This is a genomic window from Psychrobacter sp. DAB_AL62B (assembly GCF_028895345.1).
Taxonomy (GTDB): Bacteria; Pseudomonadota; Gammaproteobacteria; order Pseudomonadales; family Moraxellaceae; genus Psychrobacter.
Window position 1 is genome coordinate 26,236 of the sequence record NZ_SAXC01000002.1, and the last position, 25,386, is coordinate 51,621.

The following is a 25,386-nucleotide window of genomic DNA, read 5'->3' on the forward strand; positions in this document are numbered from 1 at the left end:
ACAAAAGTAATGCTTATCAATACTTTCCCGCAATTATCACTTTTCATGATTCTAAAAAACTAAGATGAGAATTTCAATAGAACAGGAAAAAAGGCCTCACAAATAAGCAAGGCCTTTCTTTTATATGATATCCATTGAGGTAGGCTCAATTATACGCGGCGTTTACTCATAATCATCTCATAGATGAACAGTAAGATAATCGCGCCGATTACTGAGAAAATAAGACCAGTAAAGCCACCGTCAGCATTGATACCGATCAAACTAGCAACAAAACCACCAAGCATCGCACCAACGATACCCAATACGATCGTCATAATCCAACCCATAGGGTCACTGCCTGGTTTAATGGCACGTGCTAATAAACCTGCGACCAAACCGACGATAATCATCCAAATAAAGCTCATATTCACTCTCCTAAAATGTTTTAATTTATAATGGTTTACTTATTGTGATGGATTCATTGTAGTCACTCTTTAGGTTGAAAAATAAGCAAAAAATGTTATCTGTGTATGCGCTATGTGAGAAAAAAGCCATATTTGCTATTTAGCAGAGGAGATAGGTAAACGGGAGGTTACAAAGGTAGGAGAGTCGCTAACGCCGTTAAGGCTAAATGGCTAGCACAAATTAAAATTAATATTAGAAACTATAAAATATAGACGATAAAATAAAAAAGCGTAGCTCGTCGACAACGATACTACGCTTCAATTTTAAATTTTTTAAGCAGCTTTTATTTAGCCAGACTATTTGCTACTTAAGACTGCTAATAGACGTTGGTGAATCCCTTCAAAGCCGCCATTAGACATAATCACAATGGCATCGCCCGCTTTTGCATGGCTGCTGATATGCTCAATAATGGCATCGACACTAGAGAGGACTTGTTGGCTGCCAATATTGGGGTTTTTGGCATTGGCATGTTCGATGACTTCTTTTAGACCCCATTCTAGACCAGTAGGCTCATACCATAATGTATAGTCGGCGAGGGCAGCAGACTCGGCTAGGCTATCTTGATGGATACCCATCTTCATGGTGTTACTACGCGGCTCAATGATGGCCCAAAGTCGTCTGCCTGCCAGTTTCTTTTTGGCACCATCTAGCGTGGTGGTAATGGCGGTTGGGTGATGAGCAAAATCATCAAACACTAAGATATCGTTCACATCACCAATCAGCTCCATCCGGCGCTTAATACCCGCGAAGTCCGATAAGGCGGCGCAAGCAGTTTTAACGTCAACCCCAACATTATAAGCAGCAGCTACCGCAACAAGCGCATTATTGACGTTATGCACACCGCTCATCGACCAATCTACCAGCGCCGTGGCATCCTTATCATCATTAAAGCTCACAGTAAACTGGCTACCGTCTGCGCTCATGAGCTTAGCTTGCCAGTCGCTACTATTTTCTGGTTGGCTATCTTGTATATCAGCGTTAACCAAAGTATTAGCTTTAGCCAAATCTGTACCGATAACCGCTGTACGCCAAATGGGCGTCCAAACACCTTTTGCCAAAGTATCTTCTAGGCTAATGGTTGCTGCTGGCATGATGATTTTACCCGTGCTTGGAATCATGCGCACCATATGATGAAATTGGGTTTGAATGGCATTTAAATCTGCAAAAATATCTGCGTGATCAAATTCAAGGTTATTTAAAATCGCCGTACGCGGACGATAATGAACGAACTTTGAGCGTTTATCAAAAAACGCAGAATCGTACTCGTCTGCTTCGATGACGAAATAGCCTGTGTTTGCTGAGTCATTAGGATCTTTTTCTGCCCCTAAATAACTGCTATGAGCAAAAACATGCTGCAAGTGCTCATCAGGGGTATCGACCAATGGCACGCCGCCGATCAAAAACCCAGTATCAATACCGGCATAATGCAGTATCCAAGCGAGCATAGTCGTCGTCGTGGTCTTGCCATGAGTACCTGCCACCGCGATGACATGACGCGACTGCAATACCTGCTCAGATAAAAACTGTGGTCCGGAGGTGTAGCGCAGACTCGTATCAAGCATATATTCAATCACATCCATGCCACGCTTCATCGCGTTACCGACAACCACTAAGTCCGGCGCAGGCTGCAAATGCTCTATCAGGTAGCCTTCTTCAATAGTGACGCCCGCATGTTCAAGTTGGGTAGACATAGGAGGGTAAATATTGGCATCTGAGCCCGTGACTGTATGTCCAAGCGCGCGCGCTAGCAATGCCAGCGAGCCCATAAAAGTACCACAAATACCAAGAATATGAATATGCATAGACGTTCCATACGAGCTTAAATAAAAGGAATAAAAATCTAAAATTAGCCGGTAAAATATAGAGATTTACATGCTTAGCATCACCTAATAATAAAGCTAAGACTGATTCAGCTATGTTTAGTACGGGCTTATATCTTTGATAAACAGCTGCCAGTAGTGATTAATATAATAGTGTGGCAGACCAGCGCTCATTGTAAAGTAAACGCTGTTCGTTGACCAATAAAAAACGCCTAACAAGTAGGCGTTTTGCAATTTGTAAAGCAGTCTTATTCATGCTTATACTATTTATATAGGCTATAACATCTATATAGGTTATAACCTGTTTTATTGATGCGCGTCTTTATATACGAGACAACGTGTAGTCTTCATCAGGGTTTTTGTCCTCATTCATCATTACTAAATGATTGTCCTGAATATGATAAGTTTCAATATCTTTGCTCTCATAAACAATCGTAATCATATCATTGTCTTGACGATATACACCGGATTCGACTGAGGTTGGTTGCTGCGCTTCAGCATCGTTTAAGACACTGGTTTTCAGTACAGAACCATCAGCAAATAAATTTAAAGTGATATTGATGCTTTCGCAAGATGAGCACGGCACGATGCCACCATAGTCGCCCATTAATGTGGCTTGCAGCATACTGTCGCTATTCAATGCTGAAATCATCGGTGAGTTATGCGACCTCGCGTTTGGGTTGGCAGTTGCAATGAGCGATTGTTCTTGATTACTTGCTTCATCCGCTAAATTTTTAGCATCGCTCTTTTGTGAAACAGTGTCATCATCTTCCACGTCAGTATTCTGTGTACTATTAATCGTTGCACCTTGAGTCATCTTATTATTAGTAGAAGATGAAGCACTGTCGCAGCTCATGAGCAGTATACATACTGGCACAGCCAATAGTAGGCGGATACAGCGTCTGATGACGGTAACAGTAGATAAGGAGACGGGTGAAAGATATGTCATAGTGATACCAAAAAACAGTTTTTAAATAGTATTTTTAAATGTTGCCAGCATTATGCATGACCTAAAGCTGTGATAAACAATCATGATAATGACTAGCTTAACGATAATAAGTAAACTGTGCGAGCCTGACTTCGTTAAATTATGTGTTAAGAAGGCCGGTATCGTTTTGAAAGGTTTTAACCAATGAGCGCTTATAAAGTACAAAAGTGATATAACCATCAGCCGTTTATTAAGCGTGACGGTTAGAAACAGGTCGCACGATACGCCATAATATTAGCAGGTGAGCCAGTATCAGGATGCTAAACAGAATCAAGGATTGCTCAGGGATACTCAATCCCAAAAATGTCCATTCGATAGAAGCGCATTCACCAGAGCCAGCAAACACTTCGGTTAATACTTGCTGCATTGGTAAGGTATCGAGCCAATAATCCAAACCTGGACCACATGAAGGAACTTGATCAGCTGGCAAATGTTGTAGCCAAACGTGGCGCCCTGCTACTGCCGCAGCCCAACCAATACCTGCCAGACTACCAAGCCATAATAGTAATCTGACGACCATGGATTTAGGATTAAATAAAGCGGCAATTAAAGCAAAGCCGCCCATTACCATTAGCCCAATACGCTGAAAAATACAAAGCGGACAAGGTGAAAATCCCATATAACGCTGCAGGAAAAACAGCGCAAAACTCATACCTATCACGGCCATTATCACTAAAAAAACTTGCAGATTGCGGTAAGTGGTCAGCTGTAGCATGGGGCGAATACTCTTATAAAATGCTTATGGATGAATGACAAAATTGGTGATGAATTAGCGATATTGTTTTAAGAATTCCATAAAATCTTCCGTTTCGGCTTCTTCCATCTCAGCTTGTTGTAAGATTGATTTTTCGGCCAGCACTTCATATTTGGCTTGGGTGTTTGGACTGAGTGTTTGCTGTAATAGCGAGTCGCGATGCTGCTGAGCCAGTGTAAAGCCTAGCTGCCATAAACTGCCCAAACGCTTACTATCAGAGTTTACTTGTGCAGATATGGTCGATTCAGGGTGACCGGCTTTGCCTTGCATTAAGGCGACGGCCGCACGATAATCATTGCCGCCATAATGCGCGTCAAGTAATGCTGCCAAGGGCTGCATACGGCTCAAATGTATGAGCATCCAGCTCTCGAGTGGTTGTTCAGTGCCATTATTGAGTATTTGCAGATTCTCACGGCGACCTTCATTGACAACACGCTCCAGATTAATGGCCAGATCTTCTTCTTCCTCAGGCATCAATTCAGGCGAATCACTTAATAGACAATATAGCGCCATCACTTCTAAAAAACAGGCGCTAGATAGGCGAATACCAATATCGCTATAAGGGTCTAAATCAATCGCCCGAAACTCAACATAAGCAATACCACGGCGCTCAAGCGCTTCGGTCGGCGTCTCACCACTCATAGCGATTTGCTTGGGGCGAATAGGGCTATAGTATTCATTTTCTATTTGTAAGATATGATTATTGATTTGAATAGGATTGCCATTCTCATCATCTAAACCGAGTTTCTCAAAGCTTTCATGCGGGGTTTGAATCGCACGGCGCAGTCCTTTGACATACTCTGGTAAATTGTTATAACGGATATCAAGGTGTTCTTGCACGCTATTGGTATAGCCAAGTTTACCCATACGCAGGCTGGTTGCGGTTGGCTTATAATAGGTTGATCCATTGAGCAGCTCGAGATCATGGTCAATCCCTGCGACAAAGCAGGGGCAAACACTGGGGCTCGCTCCTAATAAATAAAGTACCAAACTGGTCAGACGCTTAAAGTTGCGAATAAGACCCAAATACTTATCGTTTTTAAACTCTGTCAGAGTTAGCGCTTGTGCCGCAGGCGTTTGCGCTTGCCATGCTGAAAATAAATCATCGCCAAATGACAGGTTGTAATGTAGACCGGCAATCGTCTGCATCCGGCGACCATAACGAATACCAAGTCCACTGCGATATAAAGTCTTTAGCTTACCGGTATTAGAGCTGCCATAGTCTGCCAGTGGAATATCTTCATCATTGGCGGATAGCATACAAGGCATAGATAATGGCCACATCAGCTCATCTTCAGGCATACCTTGATAAACCAATAGGTGCAACTGGCGCAACATGGTAAGTGTTTCTTTTGGCGACGTTTTAGGGTCGGTAATCAGCTCAAGTAAGCTTTCTGAATAGTCGGTTGTGATAAACGGATGCGTAAGCTTTGAGCCAAGTTTGGCTGGATGCGGCGTTTGTGACAAATAACCATCAGGCTTAACGCGTAGCCCTTCTTTTTCGATACCGCGTAGCATGCCCGTTAAATGCTCACTAGCAAACCAACCTGGAATGTCAAAATCGACAAAGCTACTCGCAAAATTACTCATAATAGTCATCTATTGTTATTAATTATGGTCGCTCGAAACAAAGTTGATATTCGACCGTAAAAAGGGGTGAGATAATGACGTCAGTTTAGCCCAAAGCCAGTCTAAAAACCACGTACAATTACAAATACAGTAAGCTTTACTTGATGCTATTTGACTGATAAAAATTGGTTTATCGCATCATTTGCATGTGAGGTTTAGTCATCATTTAGGGACTACTTTAAACAAAAAAAGCATCTACTAATAAAGTAGATGCTTTAAATATCGTTAATCTGGATGGTGGTTTTTTATCAGTCATATGATGATTAATAACCGTTTCCAATGCGTCATTGGCTTATGAGAATTCTAGTTCAGTCTCAAAGCTTTTTAGATTATGGCGTGCCATCGCAAGATTAGATTTTTGACGATCAAGTACTAGGTATAAAAATAAATTATCATTACGTACCAATGGACGTAGCAAATGATATTGCTTGCCAAGGGTAATGAGAATGTCTTCAATGCTTTCGTTTAAGCCTAAAGATTCTGCCACTTTACGCTTAGAACGCAAGACATCAGTGTTGCCAGCAGAAGCAAGTTCAAGGTCAATACCAGAGCCTTGGGTTGCCATTGCGAGACCTGATTCGCTGTCTACCAGTGCTGCGGCGATAAAACCGTCAATGTCGTTTAATGCGTCAAGTGATAACTTCGCCATGCAAATATGCCTTAACTATTTCAGATATAAATAGGATTGATTAGATTAGCTACTTAAAAGTAGGCGGTATTTAAGCATATGCTAATAATAATGCAATCGTAAACCGACTAAATGCACTTTTAACCGGATTAACGGTATAAAGCCTGTTTTTGGGTATACGTTTGTACATTTATATTTATCTAAATAGTTCTGACCTACAACTTATCTGATTCACAATGATAATTGAGTCAGCGAGCTTTGAATGATACGTGTCGTTAATAGCTGATAAATTTATAGTAACCAAATTATCTACTATTGACTATGAGTACTTACTCAGATAGAAAACGACGAACCACAGCCACAAGTAGTGGTTGCATTGGGGTTGGTGACCACAAAGCGTGCCCCCTCTAGCCCTTCGGTATAATCAACAGTAGAGCCTTGTAAGTACTGATAACTTAGCGAATCGACAACTAATGTCACATCATTATTATCAAAATTGGCATCATCTTCATTGAGCTCGTTAGCAAAGTTAAAGCCGTAAGAGAAGCCTGAGCAGCCGCCACCAGTGACATAAACGCGTAGCATCAGGTTGCTATCGCCTTCTTCTTCACGCAAGCGACGGACTTTTTGCGCCGCGCTATCGGTTAAATTTAAAACCGTTGGATCTACGAGTTGGCTTGAGCTTGGGTCAAATTGGTTCATATTTACCTCAATTGCTAAAATCGAATGATATTATTTTTTACTGATGCGAGGTCGTCTATTTATACTGGGTAGTGCAGAGTTAGCAGGAGTTTTTAATGACTGCTACTAATGAATCACAGGCGACGGTACTATTATTGAGAGTGGCGGTTATTTTAGCTAGCGACTGTGGCATAGCCGTTAGGCTAACATTAAGGCTATTAGCACTTAACTGACTGATGTCAATAGTGTTTTGCTAGTATAACATAATTGGGGTAACGATTGATTTGTCAAGGGTGACAGCAGCGTTTGCTATTATATAAGGGTAGCATGCGTCACTTATTCTTTACTGATAGAGCAGAATAATTAGCAGTATAAAGGATTGAATTTAAAATACTTATTTAATTGTTTGCCTATCGGTTAGGCGTTTGAAATAATAGCCGCCAGTAAACATGCCAGACGTGTGTTTTTCCTATTGCCTTATGTTTTATATTACCGCTGAGATGAAGAAATTATATGATCGAATTTAAAGACGTTGGTGTTCGCCGTGATGGTCGTGAGTTGTTTGCGGGCGCAAGCTTCCAGCTACATCCGGGCCATAAAGTTGGCTTAACGGGCAATAACGGTACCGGTAAATCGACCTTGTTTGCCTTATTGTTGACACGAATGGGTACCGGTGATACCGAAGTGACGCTTGATAAAGGCGAAGTGAGTATCCCTGATAGCTGGCATGTGGCGCACATGGCGCAGGAAGTTGGCGCGACCACACAGACCGCGATTGATTATGTACTCAGCGGTGATGAGCAGTGGTACGAGATTAATGCTACCTTGAATGACTTGAGCAGTGTTAGTGACGAGCAGATTGGCATACTGCATCAGCAGTTTGACGAAATTGATGGTTATCGTACGCCGACTAAAGCGGCACAAATCATGGCGGGTCTAGGTTTTAATACCAATCAGCATGAATTGCCGGTAGAAGGCTTTTCGGGCGGCTGGCGCATGCGTTTAAACCTTGCTAAAACCTTGATGAGCCGCGCTGATTTAATGTTACTCGATGAGCCAACCAACCATTTGGACTTAGATGCTATTCTTTGGCTTGAGACTTGGATTAATGCCTTTACTGGTCTGGTCATTGTTATCTCGCATGACCAAACATTTTTAGATAATACCGTCGGTCATATCTTGCATGTTGAACAACAAAAAATTACCCTTTATACCGGTAACTACCAGCAGTTTATCCGTACCCGTCATGAGCGTATGGCACAGCAGCAGCAAGCCTTTGAGAAGCAAGAAGCAACGAAAGCGCATTTAGATGACTTTATTCGTCGTTTCCGTGCAAAGGCCAGTAAAGCAAAACAAGCGCAGAGCCGTATCAAGCAGCTTGAGCGTATGGCAGAGCTGTCACCGATGATGGCGGACAATCCGTTTTCGTTCCGCTTTTATGAGCCTGCTAATATGAGCTCGCCATTGATTGAGTTGACTGATGCCGATATTGGTTATAGCGACACCCCGCTACTTTATAATGCCAATGTACAAGTCACCCCTGATACTCGTATTGGACTACTTGGGATGAATGGCGCTGGTAAATCGACCTTGATTAAAGCCTTGGTCGGTGAGCTTGGTGTATTAACGGGCAGTTATAATGTTTCAGACACGCTAAAGCTTGGCTACTTTAACCAGCATCAAATGGATATTCTTGATCCCAAGGCAACCCCGATAGAGATGATGCGTCGTTTAGCAGGCAAAACTTCTGATGCGATGCTACGGTCGTTTTTGGGTAGCTTTGATTTCCGTGGCGACCGTATTGATACCCCAAGTGAGCTATTCTCAGGCGGTGAGCGTGCGCGCTTAACGCTAGCATTGATTGTTTGGCAACGTCCAAACGTTCTGGTACTCGATGAGCCAACCAACCATTTAGACTTACAAATGCGTCAAGCGTTGACCATCGCTTTGCAAGGGTTCGAAGGGGCAGTGGTACTGGTATCGCATGACCGCGAGTTGATTGCCAACGTCTGTGATGAGCTGTTTTTGGTACATGATGGGCAAATCGATGAGTTCGATGGTGATATCAGTGACTATGGCAAATGGCTTGCTGAAAAGCGTAAGCAAGAAAATTCACAAGATAAAAATACCAGTAAGAAAAAAAGTAAAAAAGAGAGTAAGACGTTTGTTTCACGTGAAACGAATGATAATTCAGCAGACAGCCATGCGAATAAGCAGGTGGGTAATAACGAGTCTCAGCCTGCGCTTAGTAAAGATGCCCAGCGTAAATTAGCCGCTGAGCAACGCAAGTTGACCGCGCCTATTCGCCGCGATATTGAAAATACAGAAAAAGCCCTAGCTGATATTGATAAGAAGTTAGCGACCCTTGAAACAAAGCTTGCTGACACCGAGTTTTATGAAGAAAGCCGTAAGTCTGACTTAATGAAGCTACTTAATGAGCAAACCGCGTTACAGCAGCAACATAGTGATAATGAAGAAAAATTATTGCTAGCGATGACGACGTTAGAGGAAATGGAAGCAGACATTAGCTAACGAACTAGGGCTAAAAAACCCCACCGTTTTATCACGTTATCGTTCAATTAAAAAACAAGCCATAAACAGTCAGTCATAAAAAAAGGGAAGGCGTAAGCCTTCCCTTTTTTTTATTTTATGCGCTTATTGCATACGATATTTACCATCCCCGTAAGAGAGGATTTTCATGGTGGTCGTACAAAGCTGACAGTTTATTTGACCAGCAGCGGCTTTCGATAAATCAAGAATTCGACCTTTAATAAAAGGTCCTCTATCCGTAATTTTTACGATCACGCTCTGCTTTGTCTTTTTGTTGGTCACTTGTACCTTCGTACCAAACGGCAGCGTCTTATGCGCAGCGGTTAGAGAGTTCATATTGAAGATACTACCACTAGCAGTACGTTTACCATGAAACTTACTACCATAGTAACTGGTGTTTCCGGCAAAAACGGTGGTGCTTAATAATAGTGATAATGTGATAACCAAAGACTTAATTAAATAAGACATTTAAAACCTGTGTTCTATTGATGAGATAGACAGATACCCTTGCCTATGTTATCCATACTCCCTGTGAGTACAAATAATATAAAATATCTTACAAGAAATAACTTGTCCGATTATTACAGCTCTGTGAAAGAACTCCCAAGGTCAAATATTTTCATATCGAAAATCAACTAAATGACCAGTAAATATACAAAATAAAGTATTGATTTAAAAGAAAATTAATTTTTCAAAAAGGGTGTTAGGAACAGTTCAAGCAAGGTTTTCTTAAGGCTTAGCCCTTATACAAGGCGCTTACCGCTAGATTCTAGCTAACTCTATCGGAACGGTTTAACGCTGCCATAGTTGTGACAAAAAATTAAGCAAAAAACTATGTAAATAAAACTTGCTATATTCTTACAGTTTTGTAAAATACGCAAGATTAAACATTATTTTAGAGTATCATAATACTCATTATAGGTTTGATTAAACCATTTATTTACTTATTTCTTAGTCCCCCTTTGAGGAAGTTTTATGTTGAAAAAAATTGCGATTGCTTCAGTTATAGCTGCTATGATTCCATTTGGCGCAGCTAATGCTGATCTTGGTTCTAGCTTTAAGTCAGCAGACACTGGTCGCACCATTGAGCAGATTTACAAGCAGTGTGGTATTGGCGGTGCTTTGTTTGGTAATTCTAGCCCTATCCTAGCGATCATCTCTAACGTGACTTGGGATTTAGGTACTACGGCTGCGACTTCTGACTCTATGTCTCCTGAAACTTGCCAAGGTGGTAATGTTAGAGCGGCGGTTTTGATTAAAGAAGCGTTCCCAAGTGTTGAAAAAGATTTGGCTTCTGGCCAAGGTGCTCATTTATCAGCACTACAAAGCGTTGCTAACTGTGATTCAGCCGCTAGCGTACGTGCACAGTATGGTCAGTATGCACAGACTGCTGCGTATCGTACTGCTACGCAAGATCAAAACGCAGAAGCGCTATTCAGCATCGTTAAAACAAGCTGTGCTATCTAAAGCTTGTAAGTATTGAAGTATTAAGTCATCGGTTTAATTATTAAGCTCTTGGCTATTTAATGATAAAAACACGTAAACCTAGTGCTTACGTGTTTTTTATTGCTTATATGTTTATGGTGTCGAGAAAAAATGCAAAAAATATTTTTGTGCGTGGCTTGTTTTGCTGTTTCAACTGCTTATGCAGCCGAAATCTATAACGTAGATTCGGTGGTGACTGAAGAAAAAGACAGTAATCCATTTATTAACAATGAAACTGCTGAAATGCCCGTGCTTGTTAGTGGACTCGATACTTCGCCAGCAGAAGAGCATGGCGTACAACCGCTCAATGATAAAGACACACTTGAGCCAAAACGAAAGCATAATAAAGACCTAGCTATCGCTCCCGAAAAGCTAAAGGCATTAGCTAAGCAGGCCCAGTGGCAACATTTATTATTCTATAAAAATGGCAAAGCTGAAGTTATTTCACCAAATTTTTATTTAACCAACCCAAAACCACGCTCAAAACGCAACTTCGATCCTTATGCAGAGCTTATGGCAACGATAGAGCAGGCAAGTAACGAGAGCGTTGTCTGCAAATATCCAGCCAGATATTTATGGCTCAATCACCATTTACCTGAATTAAATATCAGTTTCAAAAACTGCGCACAGTTGCCAGATCCAAACCAAGAAATAAGCCTAATCTTAGTCAGTAATTACTTAAAAAATCCAGCCTCTTCGTTCGGTCATGTATTGGTGAAGACCAGTATGCCAACAGATGATAAAGACAGTACTATTGAAGAAGTGAGAGAGCTTTCAAGCGAGGATTTACTCAATAACTCCTATAACTTTGGCGCGCGAATTCCAGCCAATGAAAATGGGGCAATGTATGCTATCAAAGGGCTTTTTGGACTGTATGATGCTGGATTTTCGGAGACAGAGTTTTTTAAACAAGATGCTGTGTACTCTAAGAATGAGCAACGAGATATGTGGGAGTATGTGCTCAATCTTGAAACGTTCGAAACGCAGTTATTGAACTACCATTTATACGAAGCAAAATCAGCCCGATTTGATTATTACTTCATCAAGCAAAATTGTGGCTATCGTTCAGGCGAGATATTAGAGTTGATTAGCGATGTAGAAACGACTAAGCGTATAGGCCCGTGGTACGCACCAGATTATGTGTTTGACCAGCTGTTAGAACACGATAATGGCACAGCGCCATTAGTAGCCTCGGTACGTTATCTACCTTCTGAGCAAACGCAGCTGCGAGAGAAGTTTGTACAGCTGTCCAAGCCAATACAAAGTATTATTAATGGCATCATTCGTACAGAGGATACCACTTCGCTTGCCACTTTGAATGCCGATGATAGAGCGCTTGCGCTGGATTTTTTGATTTTGCATCGCACCTATCAACTATCACAAGAGCATACGCCACAGCAGCAAGCATTAAAAAACAAATTGTTGAGTCAACGTTTTACGCTACCAGCCAGTAACGGTTTAGCTAAGCTGGTTGTGCCTAATAAAGCGTCACCCGCATTGAGTAGTAAAACCACGCAAACTAAAGTGATTTTACATGATGACAAAGCGGAGGTAGGGCTATCATTATTTGTGAAAGATCCGCTCAACGCTTACACTGATATTGATAAACGGTTTGAAGCAGTACAAGCCTCTTTGGGTTATGATTTTGATGATAGTAAGTGGACGCTGACAGACTTCGTCTTTTTAGACATGCAGCAAATTGAAGACCTTAGACAACCGTTATCAGGCGAGCCCAAATTATCTTGGCAATTGAAAACAGGTGCTCGCACCGACTTGTTTACAGGTAACCATCACAGCCCTTATGCGCAAGCTGGCATGGGAGCGGGTGCAAAATTTGGTCAGCACCTACTTGGCTATGGTATGGTAAATGCGACTGTTCACGATCAAGACCGACATGCCGATATCGGTATCGAGCTTGGTTTGCGCGCTAAGCGTGACCAACAAAGCGCTGAGTTGTCTTATATTGCTTCTAAGCGAGAGGGTCGTGCATCTATTGCCCTTACCAAATTGACATTACGTCAACAGTTATCAAAGAATAATGATGCCAGAATCGTAGTGACACATGCCAATAATGCGGCTTTAAGCGATTTAGACAGTTCAGCGGCGAGTCTCGCTTGGCATCATTACTGGTAACACCTTATTAATTACAGCAGCAAGCGAAAAAATGAAATATTGACTCATTATCCCCATATTATGTATTAACTGAAATTATTAGAAATAAATACGATAAGGAAAAACAATATGGCAGAGAAAAACTACTATGACATTTTAGGAGTCAAAAAAGACGCCTCTGACGCTGATATCAAGAAAAAATATCGTAAGCTCGTTCGTCAATTTCATCCAGATGTCAGTGACGATCCAGATGCTGATAATAAGATTGCTGAGATTAATAACGCTTACGAGACCATCAGAGATAAAGACAAGCGCGCTGAATATGACGCGATGCTAAACAATCCGTTTGCCGGTCAAGGCGGTGGTTTTGGTGGCAGCTCTAATAGGCAGGCTGGCGGTGGACAACGCTGGGAAGATATGAAAGGTCAATTTGGTGAAGGCGAAGCCTATGGTGACGGAGGTTTTCGCTTCGATGATATTTTTTCTGCTTTTGGCCGCGGGGCGCGTGGACAAGCTGGTGGTCAAACGCAGTACGGTGATTTTGGCGCGCAAAATAGCAAAGGTCAAGATCAGCATGCAGAGATTACCGTTGATTTGGCCTCGGTTTATAGTGGCGACGACTACAGTATCAAGTTAAACGTGCCGATTCGTCAGCCTAACGGTAGCGTAGAGTATGAGAATAAAACCCTTAAAATTAAAATTCCTAAAGGCATTACCGATGGCAAGCAGATTCGCCTAGCTGGGCAAGGCGCGGCTGGTAGCGGTAGTGGTAAAAATGGTGACTTATTCTTAAAGGTTAAGATTCGTCATGCGGCCAATATTCGTGTCGAAGGTGCGGATGTCTATCAAACTGTTAATATAACGCCATGGGAAGCGGCATTGGGTGAAAAAATTAATGTCAGTACACCAGCAGGTACACTAGGTGTAACGATTCCTAAAAACAGCAAATCAGGCAGCAACTTACGTTTAAAAGGTAAGGGTATCCCAGCCAAGCAAGCGGGTGATTTATACTTAACCTTAAATATTGTCAATCCTAGTATCAATAGCGAAGCGGAAACCCAAGCTTATGAGGCGTTAAAACAAGCCTTTGCTGATACCAGTATCGACCGTTAAATGAAGTCATAAATAACAGTTGTGTATCACCGCAATAAGCAATAAAGAGTACAGATGAATACGATAACGATGAAATGATGAAATGATGAAATAAAGCGCAAACGAGGATAATAGCTATGAAGCATTCGCCTGAATTTACCGACATTATCATGAGCTTAGATGAGCTAGTCTCTGCCTGTGGTCAAGAGCGCCAATGGGTCATCGAATTGATTGAAGAAGATATCATTGAATACGATGTGCCTGAACGCGAGCAATTCACTGGCTATCAGCTGACGATCGTGCGCCGTGCTTCACGCCTCAGTCGCGACTTTGAAGCCAGCGTCCCTGCTATTGGTTTGATACTTGAGCTATTGGAGGAGGTCGAGCAATTACGCCAACTAAAACATCAGCTAGATAGTCAGAAACCTGTCATTGAAGTAGATATCTAGCATTTGAAATAGTGATACCAAATCCAAGAAATACACTTAGCGGTATCAAACTCGCTTAGCCTACTAGACGTAGTACTAACACACGTTTCCCTAGCTACTCTAGCTTTTGGGCAGGGTATTAGATAAATAGCAAAACGTAGACAATAAAAAAGAGCCCTGATGGGCTCTTTTTGTCTAAAAAAAATATCTTATAAAGGTCTTATAAAAGATTAACGCGCATATTTTGGATCAGCAGCAGCGGTAAATAACACGTCTGTTGACGAGTTCAAAGCTGTTTCTGCCGAGTCTTGTATGACGCCGATGATAAAGCCAATGGCAACCACTTGCATGGCGATGTCGTTTGGGATACTAAATAAACTGGCGGCAAGCGGAATCAGCAGCAATGAACCACCAGCGACACCCGACGCACCGCAAGCACTAATCGTTGCCACCAAACTCAATAACAGCGCTGATGCAAACGTCACTTCGATACCGAGCGTATGAGCAGCAGCAAGGGTTAAGACGTTAATAGTAATCGCTGCCCCCGCCATATTAATGGTTGCACCCAATGGAATGGTCACTGAATAAGTGTCTTCGTGTAGACCTAATTTGCGTGCAAGATTCATGTTGACCGGAATGTTAGCCGCTGAACTGCGAGTAAAGAATGCGGTAATGCCTGACTCACGTAGGCAAATGAAAACCAGTGGATAAGGATTCTTACCCGTCTTAACAAGGACGATAAGTGGGTTGACCACCAACGCTATAAATAACATACAGCCGACCAGCACCATCAAGATACGGGCATAACCTGCCAAAGCGGCAAAACCTGTCTCAGCAACTGTATTGGCAACCAAGCCCAAAATACCGAAAGGCGCTAAGGCAATGACCCATTTTACCACTTGTGAGATGGCATCAGAAAAATCACTGACCACGGTACGAGCGGTATCACTGGCTTGACGCAGTGCAAAACCAATGATGATTGCCCACGCTAAAATACCAATATAATTAGCTTCAGCGATCGCACCGACGGGGTTCGCTACTAGACTTAGCAGAAGGTTGGTCAACACTTCTTTGAGGTTGGCCGGTGGAACTTGCTCAATAACCGCATTGATTAAGACCAACTTTGTTGGAAATAAGAAGCTGGCACCTACGGCAGTCAGTGCAGCCAAAAAGGTGCCAAACATATACATAATCAGCACTGGTTTGACAAAAACTTCATTGCCACTGCGGTGTTGGCTAATGGCTGCCATGACCAAGATAAATACCAAAATGGGGGCAACAGCTTTTAGCGCACCAACAAATAGCGTTCCTAATAATCCTAATGCAATACCAACACTTGGTGCTAACCAACCAATCAACACGCCTAATATTAAACCGATAATAATGAGCGGCACCAGCCCTATACGCTGGTACATCGCAATCAATGAACGCATCTATACACCCTCGACTTAGTCAATAAATAAGAAACTTATAACGAAAACGGAAAATTAATCGAAGGATGGTAGCATTTTTTCAGATAAGCGCCTACCTTTAACCCACACCTGACTAGGCTCATGGGGCGAAGAAAGAAGCGTCGTATAAGGAAAATAGGAAGGTTTTTATCGTGAAAAATAAAGAGGTTTGTTTCATTAAACTTTGAAATGGGTCAGCTCATAGCCGAGTTGCTGGTAGCTTTTATACTTGTGACGACCTTCTTGCATGCTAGTTTCGTCAGGTTTTATCAGCTCAAGTACCCGAGTAGGTTGAGCATTATTGGTTGCTGCCATAAAGGTGTTGACCGGATGTATGGTGGTGTTAAGGACAATGCCTTTGAAGTCGGCTGGCATATAGCTGCCAAGCAACACTGGTGCTAATGCTTTATTATTAATATCAGCATTAGAAAAACCAGTATTAGTCACATTAGTATTAGCAACATCAGTATCAGCGCCTAAGAGGCATTGATGTGGTATAAAGCTAGTTGCCTCTTGTGCCCATAATGCCTTATCAAGCGTCGACAGCAATTCATCATCGTCGATAAGAATCAACAAGGACTGATTGCTTTTATTGAGCGCCGTTTGGGTGAGCTGACAAATAAAGCCCAAGAAATCTTGGGCTTTATTCTCAGTTAATACATAAAAGCTAACTTTCATAGACTGATTTTCATTGATTGGTTGTTCATCAATATATTATGCCATATTTGCATGGTTTTTTAGGTATTGCATGAATAATGGCACTGGACGACCAGTCGCGGCTTTGTCTTGACCTGAGATCCAAGCCGTACCAGCAATATCTAAATGCGCCCATGCTTGACCTTCTTCTATAAAGCGCGATAAGAAGCATGCGGCAGTGACAGCGCCAGCACCTTTACCACCGATATTTTGCATATCAGCGATAGGCGAGTCAATCTGCGCTTGATATTCGTCATCCATCGGCATGTGCCAGATAAGATCACCAGATAAATGACTGGCGTTTTCTAAGTCAAACAACACATCTTCGTCATTACTAAAGACCGCTGAGCGGACGTGACCCAATGCAACCACACAAGCACCGGTCAAGGTTGCGACATCGATGATGGCTTTTGGCTGATAATACTTTTGTACGTAGCACAAGGTATCGCACAATACTAAACGACCTTCAGCGTCGGTATTTAGGATTTCAACTGACTTACCGTTCATTGCTCTGATGATATCGCCTGGACGCGTTGCCTCTCCTGATGGCATATTTTCAGCACAAGCTAGCGCACCGACGACGTTGATTGGTAGACGCGCTTCACATAGTGCTTTTAGGGTGCCGAGTACCGCAGCAGAGCCACCCATATCAAATTTCATCTCATCCATCGCCGCACCCGGTTTGATTGAGATACCACCTGAATCGAAGGTAACACCTTTACCGACAAGCACGATAGGCGCATCATCATTTGCAGCATGGGCATTGTCTTCGCTATTCTGTTCAGATTTTTTAGCGGCTTTTTTGCTAGCAGATTTGGTTGGTAATTTATCAGCCAACGCTTTTAGACCACCAGCTACTTTCGCGCTGTTGGTAGTGGCTTTGCTAGTATCTGCAGTAGCACTAAAATTAGACTGACCACGATATTCCATCAACACCAGCTTACCTTCTTTGGTAGAGCCTTGCGCGACCGATAAGAAGCAGTTCATACCCAGTGCTGACATCTCTTTCTCACCTAATACGGTGACTTTTAATAGGTCAGGATAAGTGGCTGCCAATTCCTGTGCTTGCTCAGCCATATACGCTGGGAAACAAATATTGCCCGGCTCATTGGCGACATCACGGGTCAAGCTCTGACCAGTAAAGACCGCTTGTGCAAAGTCTAATGACTCTTCTAAAGACGGCTCTGCCAATAAGTAGATGTCCGTTAAAACAGGCGTTTGCTGCTCAGATTTGTACTTGTCAAAACGATAGCTTGCTGCCAGTAAACTCAGGGCAAATTGACCAAACTGGTTTTCTTCTAACGCATCACCCAAGGCCACAGTGATAGAGTCGACGCGTTTTTGGGTGCTCTTATAAATGGTATTAGCAATTTTTTCTAGGACGCTATGACGCAATTTATCAACATTACCCACACCAACCAATAACAGCTGTACCGGATTTTCTTTAGTGGTTTTTTTATCGCCAGCCAGCGCATAATCAGCAACGGTTTCACAAGCTTTGCCATTAAAGTGCGATACTTCGATCAATTGCTCAATACGGGTTTGATAATCGCTCAATACCGACTCAGCTAAGATATTTTTTTTATCATCGATTAAGACGACGAGGCAGGCGGCGTCTTTACTTTTGGCTTCTTTTTTGAGAATTTTTTGTGTATGGGTTTTAGGTAAACTTTGCGTTAATTTAATATTCATATATTGTTATCCTTATTAGATGAATGCATTATTTTAAAAGCGTGAATACAGTAAGGTATCAAATTTAAACTGCTAACGTGTTTGAATCGATATTGTGTTTAAGCTGCTACCTATCTTAAATAGCACGCCCATCGAGCAAGCGTTAGTAGTGTAGCATATCAGCGCAAAGTACGCAGTTAGCAAGGGTTAGGTAATGTTTCTGAAGCTATTTCCTGCATTATATTAGCATTTACAGTTAGCCGTTAGTCAACTTGTCAGTCGCTACTAAAGCGGCAAATCTGTCTTGAAGTGCAGCCATTGCACTATCATGTACAGTGCTAGCCGTTATGACTTGCCCTGTAACGCTAGGCAGGTCGCGAGTGGCACAAGCATCATGACATACAAAATTCTGGAAACCTAAGTCAAACGCTGCTCTAACGCTTGAACTGACACACATATGACTCATAAAACCGGCAAAAACAATCTGCTGTTTGCCAGTAGATTTTATAAGCGCTTGTAGCGGCGTTTCATGAAAGGCATTAGGGTGCATTTTGGTGATGATTTTTTCATCGTTCATTGGCTGTAAGCTATCAACAATGGCAACATTAGCAGAGGATGGATCAAAAATTTTCTCATTGCCGTGATGAGCGATGTGAAAAATAGGGATGTCTTGCTGACGAGCTTTATCAAGGAGTAGGCGTGCGTTTTCAATAGCTTTAGTACCTGCTTGTCCTAAAGGCATCGCACCATCAACGTATTCGTTTTGATAGTCGATAAGGACGATTGCGCAATTTGACCAATCAAGTGTATCAAATTTACCACCAGCGAGTTCGAGTAAGGTAGAAGGCGTAGACATGGTGTGCTCCGTTATGCGGTATGAGTATGAGTATGAATTCTGAGGATTTATCAGTCTAGCAATTAATATGGTAGATGCACGGGCAATGATACGAACGACAAACAAACCTTTCTAAACGCAATATAGCAAAAACTTTATTCAAGAAGCTTGCTTAACCTAATGCTGTTTTATGCTTTATTGTCTCTTTATCCTTTCCTTACTGTAGCTACCATCAGTCCATATTACTACGCCATCAGCAAGATCGACGCAATGTTTCCAAACACATTTTACGGTCATTTTTTAGCAAAATATGCTAGGATTAGCGGTTATCTTTATCGTTAATATTTATAGTAGGGTATCGCTAATAAGTGACTCAGTTCTTAAACGACTAAGCCATTAAATTGCTTTTACGCCTGTTCGAATATCTGACTGAGCAGCGCTGCGTCTATAATACTTAGCTGTCGCGCTAGCATTTATCAATCATCTGTCAATAAGCCGGTGATGAATTGTACGAATACCAACCCTTTTTTAAGAGTGCCTATTGTGATATTACGCCGCTACATGACCCAACAAGTTGCTTCTACTACCGCTTTGGTATTGGGTTTTTTAGTGGTGATGATGCTTGGCGGTCGTTTGATCCGTTACTTTGGCATCGCGGCTGAAGGCAATCTTGATATCAGCTTGTTATTTACCATTATTGGTTATAATTTGCCGTATTTTTTAGAGTTGATTCTACCGTTAGCATTTTTTATCGCCTTAATGTTGGTATTTGGGCGGCTGTATGTTGACCAAGAAATGGCGGTGATTAATGCCAGTGGCGTGTCGCGCGGTCGGCTTGGGCGCTTGATGACCCCATTGATTCTGGCATTGTTTGTCGGTGAAGCGGCTTTATCCATCGTTGGTAAGCCGTGGGGGGTGCGTTCATCCGAGAGTGTTTGGCAGCAGCAAGCGTTGACCAGTGCATTTGATTTAATTCGGCCCAATCAATTTATCAGCAGTGGTAATTATCATCTGTATGTGGGCAGTTTGAGTGATGATAAAAAACAATTGCAAGATGTGATACTCATCCAGTCTGAACCTGCAAAAAAAGGCAGCACGTCTAAAAATGTCGGCACTAATAAAAGCACTGCCGTTGATGTTAGAAACAACGTCGATCCTGAAACTGCCGAGCAATTAAATATTCCAGAGCTGCCAAAGGCGCTTATAAATAATAGCAATATTAGCAAAGACACCATTACGCTGGCCAAACGTGCTGAGCAAGTAGAGACGGGTAATAGCGGCGTGACTCAATTGGATTTATTCCAAGGTCGCCGTTATGAAGTCGGCGCGGGTAGTCTAAAATACAATCAAGTGGGCTTTGATCGTTATCGCATCACCTTGACGGAACCCTCCGAAGCAGTCATTACCGAAGACAATATCGAAACGCAAGCGATTGGACCGTTATGGCAAGCCGCTACTGGCAATGCACAAGTCGGCAGTAACAATGCAATGCGTGCGGCACAAGGTGAGCTTGGTTATCGCTTGGCGTTACCCTGGTTGATGATTATCGCGCCTATGCTGGCGGTGCCACTGGCGCAAGTACGTCCGCGCCAAGGTCGTTGGTTGCGTCTATTCCCCTCTATTTTATTATTTGTCAGCTGTGCGCTGGGCATTATTTCTCTCAAAAATGCAGTCGGTAAAGGTAGCGTTAGCGTTTGGGCATACGCATGGCTGATTTTAGGGTTTATGGCGTTGGCGCTTTATATGAATTGGGGTAGCCGCGTGCAGCATCGATTGCGCTTTCGCAAACAAGAGAATGAGCCTTTAATAGTTAATAATAATCAAAACAGTGGCTCACAAGGAGGGCAGTCATAATGCGCTCTTTATTTGCAAAATCTCCAGCGACTCATCACTTGGCTGCAAAACCTACCAACTTAAAAGTGCTTAGCCGCTATGTGAAACTCAATGCCTTGCTGGCGATTATCGCTGCGGTCATAGGCTTGTGGGCATTACAGCTGATATTTTCTTATTTATCAGAGCTTGATTCGTTAGATGACAACTATACGATGGGTGAGGCGATTAAATATATCTTTTATCGCTCGCCCTACTTCTTAGAGCAGTTTATGCCAACTGGCGCGTTACTTGGTGCAGTGGTAGGCTTGGGCTTGCTGGCTAATAATAGTGAGCTGGTGGTGATGCGCGCCGCAGGGGTCAGCGTCTATCGTATCGTCGGTTGGGTATTACAGCCTGCGTTGATTTTCGTGATATTAGCATTATTCATTAACCAATTCGTTTTACCTTATTCCAATCAATTGGCGAAAGCCATTAATAGTGAAGATAACAGCTCATTAGTCACCTCAGTACGCGGTTATTGGACAGTGCAACCACGTTTTGAGAATACAAAAGATGGCAGTACAAAACCGGATGGCAGCGATATTTTATATATCGATTATGCCGATGTTAAAGGCAATATTGGTCAGGTAAAGCGTTGGCACTTGGATAATAATGGCAACTTGCAAACTGCCATTCATGCGGAAGGCGGGCAATATATTGGGCGCGAGCCGCTTGATACTGCTAGCAGCAAACCGAGCGAGCAGTATCGTTACGAGTGGCAGCTGAACAATATGACCAAGCTCACTATCAATCAAGGCTTTGAAAGCAGCCAAGCCATATCGCCCACAGACACATTAAGTTTACCGTTTGCGCCTGAATCTGTGTATTTGCTAACGCGCCAAGCTGAGGATTTATCGTTGACCCAGCTATATGAGCACCGTCAGTTTATGCGCCAACAAGGTCAGCGTTCTTTAAGTCATGAGCTGGCATTTTGGCAAAAGCTATTATCACCGTTGTCCATCTTATCGCTGGTGATTGTCGCCTGCTCATTCGTCTTTGGCTCGCTACGAACCCATAGCTTAGGTTTGCGTATTGTTGTAGCGTTATTGTTTGGCCTGCTATTTAGTTACGTTCAGGATTTAGTTGGCTTTGTTTCGCTCGCGACTGGCTTTTCGCCGTTACTGATGGTGCTATTACCGATTATTGCCAGTGCGATATTGGGTGGATATTTACTGAAACGGCAAATGTAATTCTAAAAGTTTAGCCATAAAAAAGCACGCTAAATCATAATGATCTAGCGTGCTTTTTTGTTTGTCTAATTCTAGCGTTTAATCTTTGGTTGCCATGGTAATGGTATAAGTCTTGCCCTGTTTTACTTTTTCGCTATTACCAAACACTTCGGTAAATGAGCGTTTCATAAATTGACGTAAGCCATTAATCGTCACCACATAAAAGCGTCCACCTTTACGCATCCGCGCATGTGCATCGAGGAAATAGAGATAATGCTGCTCTTTACCTACTTTGGCTGGCAAGTTCGACATCACAAGACTAAAATCTTTCGCTTTATCCACATGATTAAAACCGTTTGATAAATGTACATCGACATTATTCAGACCATTCTTTTCACAGTTGCGGCGTGCATATTCTACTGCCATAAAGTCTTTATCAATTAAAGTATGCTGACCATTTGGACATTCGCGCGCTGCTGCCATACCTAGTACACCATAACCACAGCCCAAATCTATCGAATCGTCATCCGCTTGAAAATCCACATAATCGAGTAGCATCAAGCTACCGTCGTCGAGCTTTTGTGGTGAAAAAATGCCCCACGTGGTGGCAAAGTCGAAAGGCTTGCCGAGCACATCTTGACGAAAATTGATGTCTTCGCGCCAGTGTTTTGCTTTTTCTAATAGGTCAGCAGGAGGTCTATGGCTCATAGTTTTCTCGAATAATGGATAAGTAAAAGGTGATTCGCTGCCCAATCAGGCAATATGCATATTATGACGAGTATTGTAACGATAAAGGGGGAGGTTTGCAGCACCCTACAACTAATTTTGTAGTGTAAGATTGGTTTGTAACGATATAGCTTATGAGATCACTATGAATACGACAGAAAAAGGCGATAATTTTGAAGATAAAGTGCTAACACTTCTTATGAAAGAAATAGAAGGTTTTAATACATTTATAAATCCTAAAAACCATATAAAAGTTTTCAAAAAGAAGAAGTATTATTCAAGATTTAGGAAAAATGATATAGAGTTTGATATTGCTATTGAGGTATATCAGGATGAAAAAATTCCAAACTATTCATCTCTAATACTGATTGAGTGTAAGGACTATAAAGGACCAGTTGGTGTTGATCAGGTTAATAAGTTCTTACAAGATGTCAGAGATTTAAGTGAAGGTAATTTTAGCTATAATTTAAAACCTATAATGGCGATTAGCTCTAATTTAGCAAAATCGGCATTTAATGTAGCTTTAGAGAGAAATGTAGGACTCATCAAAATAAACGAAAGTGATGGACTGAAATGGGTATTAAATAGAAGTTTTGAAAAGTATGGTATTAATCAAGCTCTTAGCTCAAAGGGCGTATTTGTGGATAGTGACCAACCAAACTACTATAATTCTAGTTGGTACTTTTATTCTCATAATAGATGGTTTAGTGGTTTTAAGGACTATCTAAGATACATCACGGGACAGAAAGACGAAGGCCTTAAATCTCAAGTGAAATATTTTTCTAAAGATACTTTGGAAAGCATGGCTAAAGACATACTTATAAACATTGAGTATTTAGACGGTGTTGTTTGCTTATCTGACTTACTATCTTACGAGGTATTAAAGAGCGTAAAGTTATATAAAGACGTTATTCCATCTATACATGAGAAGAGTCTACTAGGTAGAGTTGATTTTAAAAGTAATGAAATTTTTATGTACAAAAAAGAAGTTGAAGATGGAAAAAGAGATAGATTCACTCTTGCACATGAACTGTCGCATATCTTATTAGGACACAGTCAATATCTGGATAAGGATTCACTTGGAGAAGATGACTTAGCCAGTATAGAAATATTAGATAACTCTATGGTTGCAAAGCTTGAGTTTCAAGCAAATTATTTAGCAAGCTGTTTATTAGTCCCTAATGAGCAATTAGCAAAAGTATTTTCAAAAATATATTCTGAGTCAGGATTAAAGCGAAGAGGTGCATTCTGGATTTATTTAGATAACCAACCCGAAAATAAAATGATAGCTAATAATATTATTAGCAAGCTGGCTCGTTACTTTGACGTCTCGAAAAGTGTTATTAAAATTAGACTAATAGGTTTTGGGTTACTTCATGACGAAAGATTGAAAGTACTCTAAACTTTTAGATTATGCTCCGCGCGCAATTTCTACAATCTAGCCATCGCCACATGAGTATAAATAAAAATTAGTTCAGAACTCCCTAAAGGTTAAATAAGGCTATTCAATTATCGCTTAGATGATAAAAAAGTCGAATTACCTTTCGCATGTGTTTTTCAGCTATTTAAAATCACTTATTTACGCATTTATATCGCAAATGCTATAGCATACTTATTGAAGCTATGGAATACTTAGAAAGCTAACTCATTGGTCAACTATTCATTATAGTGACGTTTTAGGATGAGGACTTCCTGTCATAATAGGAGGTATACCAGCTCACTAAGCTTACATTCGCTAAGCTTTACTTAAAAAGAAAGGATGCTTAAATATGAAGTCTAAGAAAATAAATCCAGCACAAGAAACGTTTATCCATATCGTACATAGTAAGCGTATTAAGCCCCTCAAGAAACAGCCGGGTGTCAAATGTGTTGAAGCGGTAAAAACCATTGATAAAGCTTACCTCGCTGAGCTGTCTGGTTCTGATGAATATGTGTCTATCGCTTTTTGTTATAAAAACTATAATGAAGAGACAAAACCACGTCTTAGTGAAAATGAAAGCTGTGCGGTGATTAGTGTGGCAAAAGCTAAAGAATTACTACACACTGAAGAGTTGGCTGAAGAGGCATTATCCGCTGTCAGTATTATTCTTTTTAGCGCTGTATCGCAAACGTTTGGTGGTTTCCTGACCGATGGTGAAACCAATAAGCGTTATGTGCTGTCAAAAGGCACCGAATACGCAAACTTATCCTCATTATCACTATAAAAATATAAGTTAGAAGTTAGGACAGTTGTCTTAAATATCAATAAGATCACGTTTCTAATAGGTATGAAAAAACGGCAGTATTATGCATAATACTGCCGTTTTTTTTGCTTTAATTTATAAGCTGTCAGTTTTTATAGACATATTACTATTG

General features: G+C 41.6%; 22 protein-coding genes. 9 read left to right on the forward strand and 13 right to left on the reverse strand.

Going from position 1 to position 25,386, the window contains the following annotated elements; all coding sequences use genetic code 11:
* Positions 1-149: 149 nt before the first annotated feature.
* The 7 genes from EPB74_RS03045 to erpA form a co-directional block, all read right to left on the reverse strand.
* Positions 150-404 carry a GlsB/YeaQ/YmgE family stress response membrane protein gene (locus EPB74_RS03045; RefSeq protein ID WP_274902709.1) on the reverse strand — a complete coding sequence of 85 codons (255 nt, stop codon included), beginning with the start codon at positions 402-404 and terminating at the stop codon, positions 150-152.
* A 336-nt stretch (positions 405-740) separates the two neighbouring features.
* The gene (mpl, locus tag EPB74_RS03050; protein WP_274902711.1) at positions 741-2,246 is read right to left on the reverse strand and encodes a UDP-N-acetylmuramate:L-alanyl-gamma-D-glutamyl-meso-diaminopimelate ligase; all 1,506 of its coding nucleotides are present in this window, start codon (positions 2,244-2,246) and stop codon (positions 741-743) included.
* Between the two features lie 340 nt (positions 2,247-2,586).
* The gene (locus EPB74_RS03055) at positions 2,587-3,213 is read right to left on the reverse strand and encodes a copper resistance protein NlpE N-terminal domain-containing protein (protein ID WP_274902712.1); all 627 of its coding nucleotides are present in this window, start codon (positions 3,211-3,213) and stop codon (positions 2,587-2,589) included.
* Positions 3,214-3,442: 229 nt separating this feature from the next.
* Positions 3,443-3,967, reverse strand: a complete 525-nt coding sequence (locus EPB74_RS03060) for a disulfide bond formation protein B (protein ID WP_274902714.1) — start codon at positions 3,965-3,967, stop codon at positions 3,443-3,445.
* 54 nt (positions 3,968-4,021) lie between these two features.
* Positions 4,022-5,605 (reverse strand): glutamate--cysteine ligase, encoded by a 1,584-nt coding sequence (gene gshA, locus EPB74_RS03065; RefSeq protein ID WP_446740011.1) that lies wholly within the window; start codon positions 5,603-5,605, stop codon positions 4,022-4,024.
* Positions 5,606-5,927: 322 nt separating this feature from the next.
* Positions 5,928-6,284: a hypothetical protein gene (locus EPB74_RS03070; RefSeq protein WP_079690528.1), complete on the reverse strand. Its 357-nt coding sequence runs from the start codon at positions 6,282-6,284 to the stop codon at positions 5,928-5,930.
* A gap of 312 nt (positions 6,285-6,596) precedes the next feature.
* The gene (gene erpA, locus EPB74_RS03075) at positions 6,597-6,965 is read right to left on the reverse strand and encodes an iron-sulfur cluster insertion protein ErpA (RefSeq protein ID WP_274902718.1); all 369 of its coding nucleotides are present in this window, start codon (positions 6,963-6,965) and stop codon (positions 6,597-6,599) included.
* A gap of 492 nt (positions 6,966-7,457) precedes the next feature.
* On the opposite strand from erpA, the gene EPB74_RS03080 reads away from it, so the two are divergent.
* A complete protein-coding gene (locus EPB74_RS03080; RefSeq protein WP_274902719.1) occupies positions 7,458-9,476 on the forward strand; it encodes an ATP-binding cassette domain-containing protein in 2,019 nt (672 codons plus the stop codon).
* A gap of 123 nt (positions 9,477-9,599) precedes the next feature.
* Here the strand turns inward: EPB74_RS03080 and EPB74_RS03085 are convergent, their stop codons facing one another.
* Positions 9,600-9,962 carry a septal ring lytic transglycosylase RlpA family protein gene (locus EPB74_RS03085; RefSeq protein ID WP_079690531.1) on the reverse strand — a complete coding sequence of 121 codons (363 nt, stop codon included), beginning with the start codon at positions 9,960-9,962 and terminating at the stop codon, positions 9,600-9,602.
* 507 nt (positions 9,963-10,469) lie between these two features.
* Between EPB74_RS03085 and EPB74_RS03090 the strand changes: the two genes are divergently transcribed.
* From EPB74_RS03090 to EPB74_RS03105, 4 genes are all read left to right on the forward strand, one after another.
* Complete coding sequence (locus tag EPB74_RS03090; protein ID WP_274902720.1) at positions 10,470-10,961, forward strand: DUF3015 family protein; 492 nt, start codon at positions 10,470-10,472, stop codon at positions 10,959-10,961.
* A 129-nt stretch (positions 10,962-11,090) separates the two neighbouring features.
* The gene (locus EPB74_RS03095) at positions 11,091-13,112 is read left to right on the forward strand and encodes a lipoprotein N-acyltransferase Lnb domain-containing protein (RefSeq protein ID WP_274902721.1); all 2,022 of its coding nucleotides are present in this window, start codon (positions 11,091-11,093) and stop codon (positions 13,110-13,112) included.
* A 108-nt stretch (positions 13,113-13,220) separates the two neighbouring features.
* Positions 13,221-14,204, forward strand: coding sequence for a DnaJ C-terminal domain-containing protein (locus EPB74_RS03100; RefSeq protein WP_274902722.1), 984 nt, complete (start codon positions 13,221-13,223; stop codon positions 14,202-14,204).
* Positions 14,205-14,320: 116 nt separating this feature from the next.
* Complete coding sequence (locus tag EPB74_RS03105; protein ID WP_274902723.1) at positions 14,321-14,632, forward strand: chaperone modulator CbpM; 312 nt, start codon at positions 14,321-14,323, stop codon at positions 14,630-14,632.
* 209 nt (positions 14,633-14,841) lie between these two features.
* Here the strand turns inward: EPB74_RS03105 and sstT are convergent, their stop codons facing one another.
* The 4 genes from sstT to EPB74_RS03125 form a co-directional block, all read right to left on the reverse strand.
* Positions 14,842-16,044, reverse strand: a complete 1,203-nt coding sequence (gene sstT, locus EPB74_RS03110) for a serine/threonine transporter SstT (protein WP_079690537.1) — start codon at positions 16,042-16,044, stop codon at positions 14,842-14,844.
* A 195-nt stretch (positions 16,045-16,239) separates the two neighbouring features.
* Positions 16,240-16,740: a DNA polymerase III subunit chi gene (locus EPB74_RS03115; protein ID WP_274902724.1), complete on the reverse strand. Its 501-nt coding sequence runs from the start codon at positions 16,738-16,740 to the stop codon at positions 16,240-16,242.
* A gap of 36 nt (positions 16,741-16,776) precedes the next feature.
* A complete protein-coding gene (locus EPB74_RS03120) occupies positions 16,777-18,450 on the reverse strand; it encodes a leucyl aminopeptidase (protein WP_274902725.1) in 1,674 nt (557 codons plus the stop codon).
* Between the two features lie 235 nt (positions 18,451-18,685).
* Complete coding sequence (locus EPB74_RS03125; RefSeq protein WP_274902726.1) at positions 18,686-19,285, reverse strand: cysteine hydrolase family protein; 600 nt, start codon at positions 19,283-19,285, stop codon at positions 18,686-18,688.
* A 540-nt stretch (positions 19,286-19,825) separates the two neighbouring features.
* On the opposite strand from EPB74_RS03125, the gene EPB74_RS03130 reads away from it, so the two are divergent.
* Positions 19,826-21,118, forward strand: coding sequence for an LPS export ABC transporter permease LptF (locus EPB74_RS03130; protein WP_274902727.1), 1,293 nt, complete (start codon positions 19,826-19,828; stop codon positions 21,116-21,118).
* A complete protein-coding gene (gene lptG, locus EPB74_RS03135; RefSeq protein WP_274902728.1) occupies positions 21,118-22,326 on the forward strand; it encodes an LPS export ABC transporter permease LptG in 1,209 nt (402 codons plus the stop codon). The genes EPB74_RS03130 and lptG overlap by 1 nt, the downstream gene beginning before the upstream one ends.
* Before the next feature lie 78 nt (positions 22,327-22,404).
* Here the strand turns inward: lptG and EPB74_RS03140 are convergent, their stop codons facing one another.
* Positions 22,405-23,013 (reverse strand): class I SAM-dependent methyltransferase, encoded by a 609-nt coding sequence (locus tag EPB74_RS03140; protein WP_274902729.1) that lies wholly within the window; start codon positions 23,011-23,013, stop codon positions 22,405-22,407.
* 163 nt (positions 23,014-23,176) lie between these two features.
* On the opposite strand from EPB74_RS03140, the gene EPB74_RS03145 reads away from it, so the two are divergent.
* Complete coding sequence (locus EPB74_RS03145; protein WP_274902730.1) at positions 23,177-24,433, forward strand: ImmA/IrrE family metallo-endopeptidase; 1,257 nt, start codon at positions 23,177-23,179, stop codon at positions 24,431-24,433.
* A gap of 367 nt (positions 24,434-24,800) precedes the next feature.
* Positions 24,801-25,235 (forward strand): hypothetical protein, encoded by a 435-nt coding sequence (locus tag EPB74_RS03150; protein WP_079690547.1) that lies wholly within the window; start codon positions 24,801-24,803, stop codon positions 25,233-25,235.
* Positions 25,236-25,386 lie beyond the last annotated feature (151 nt).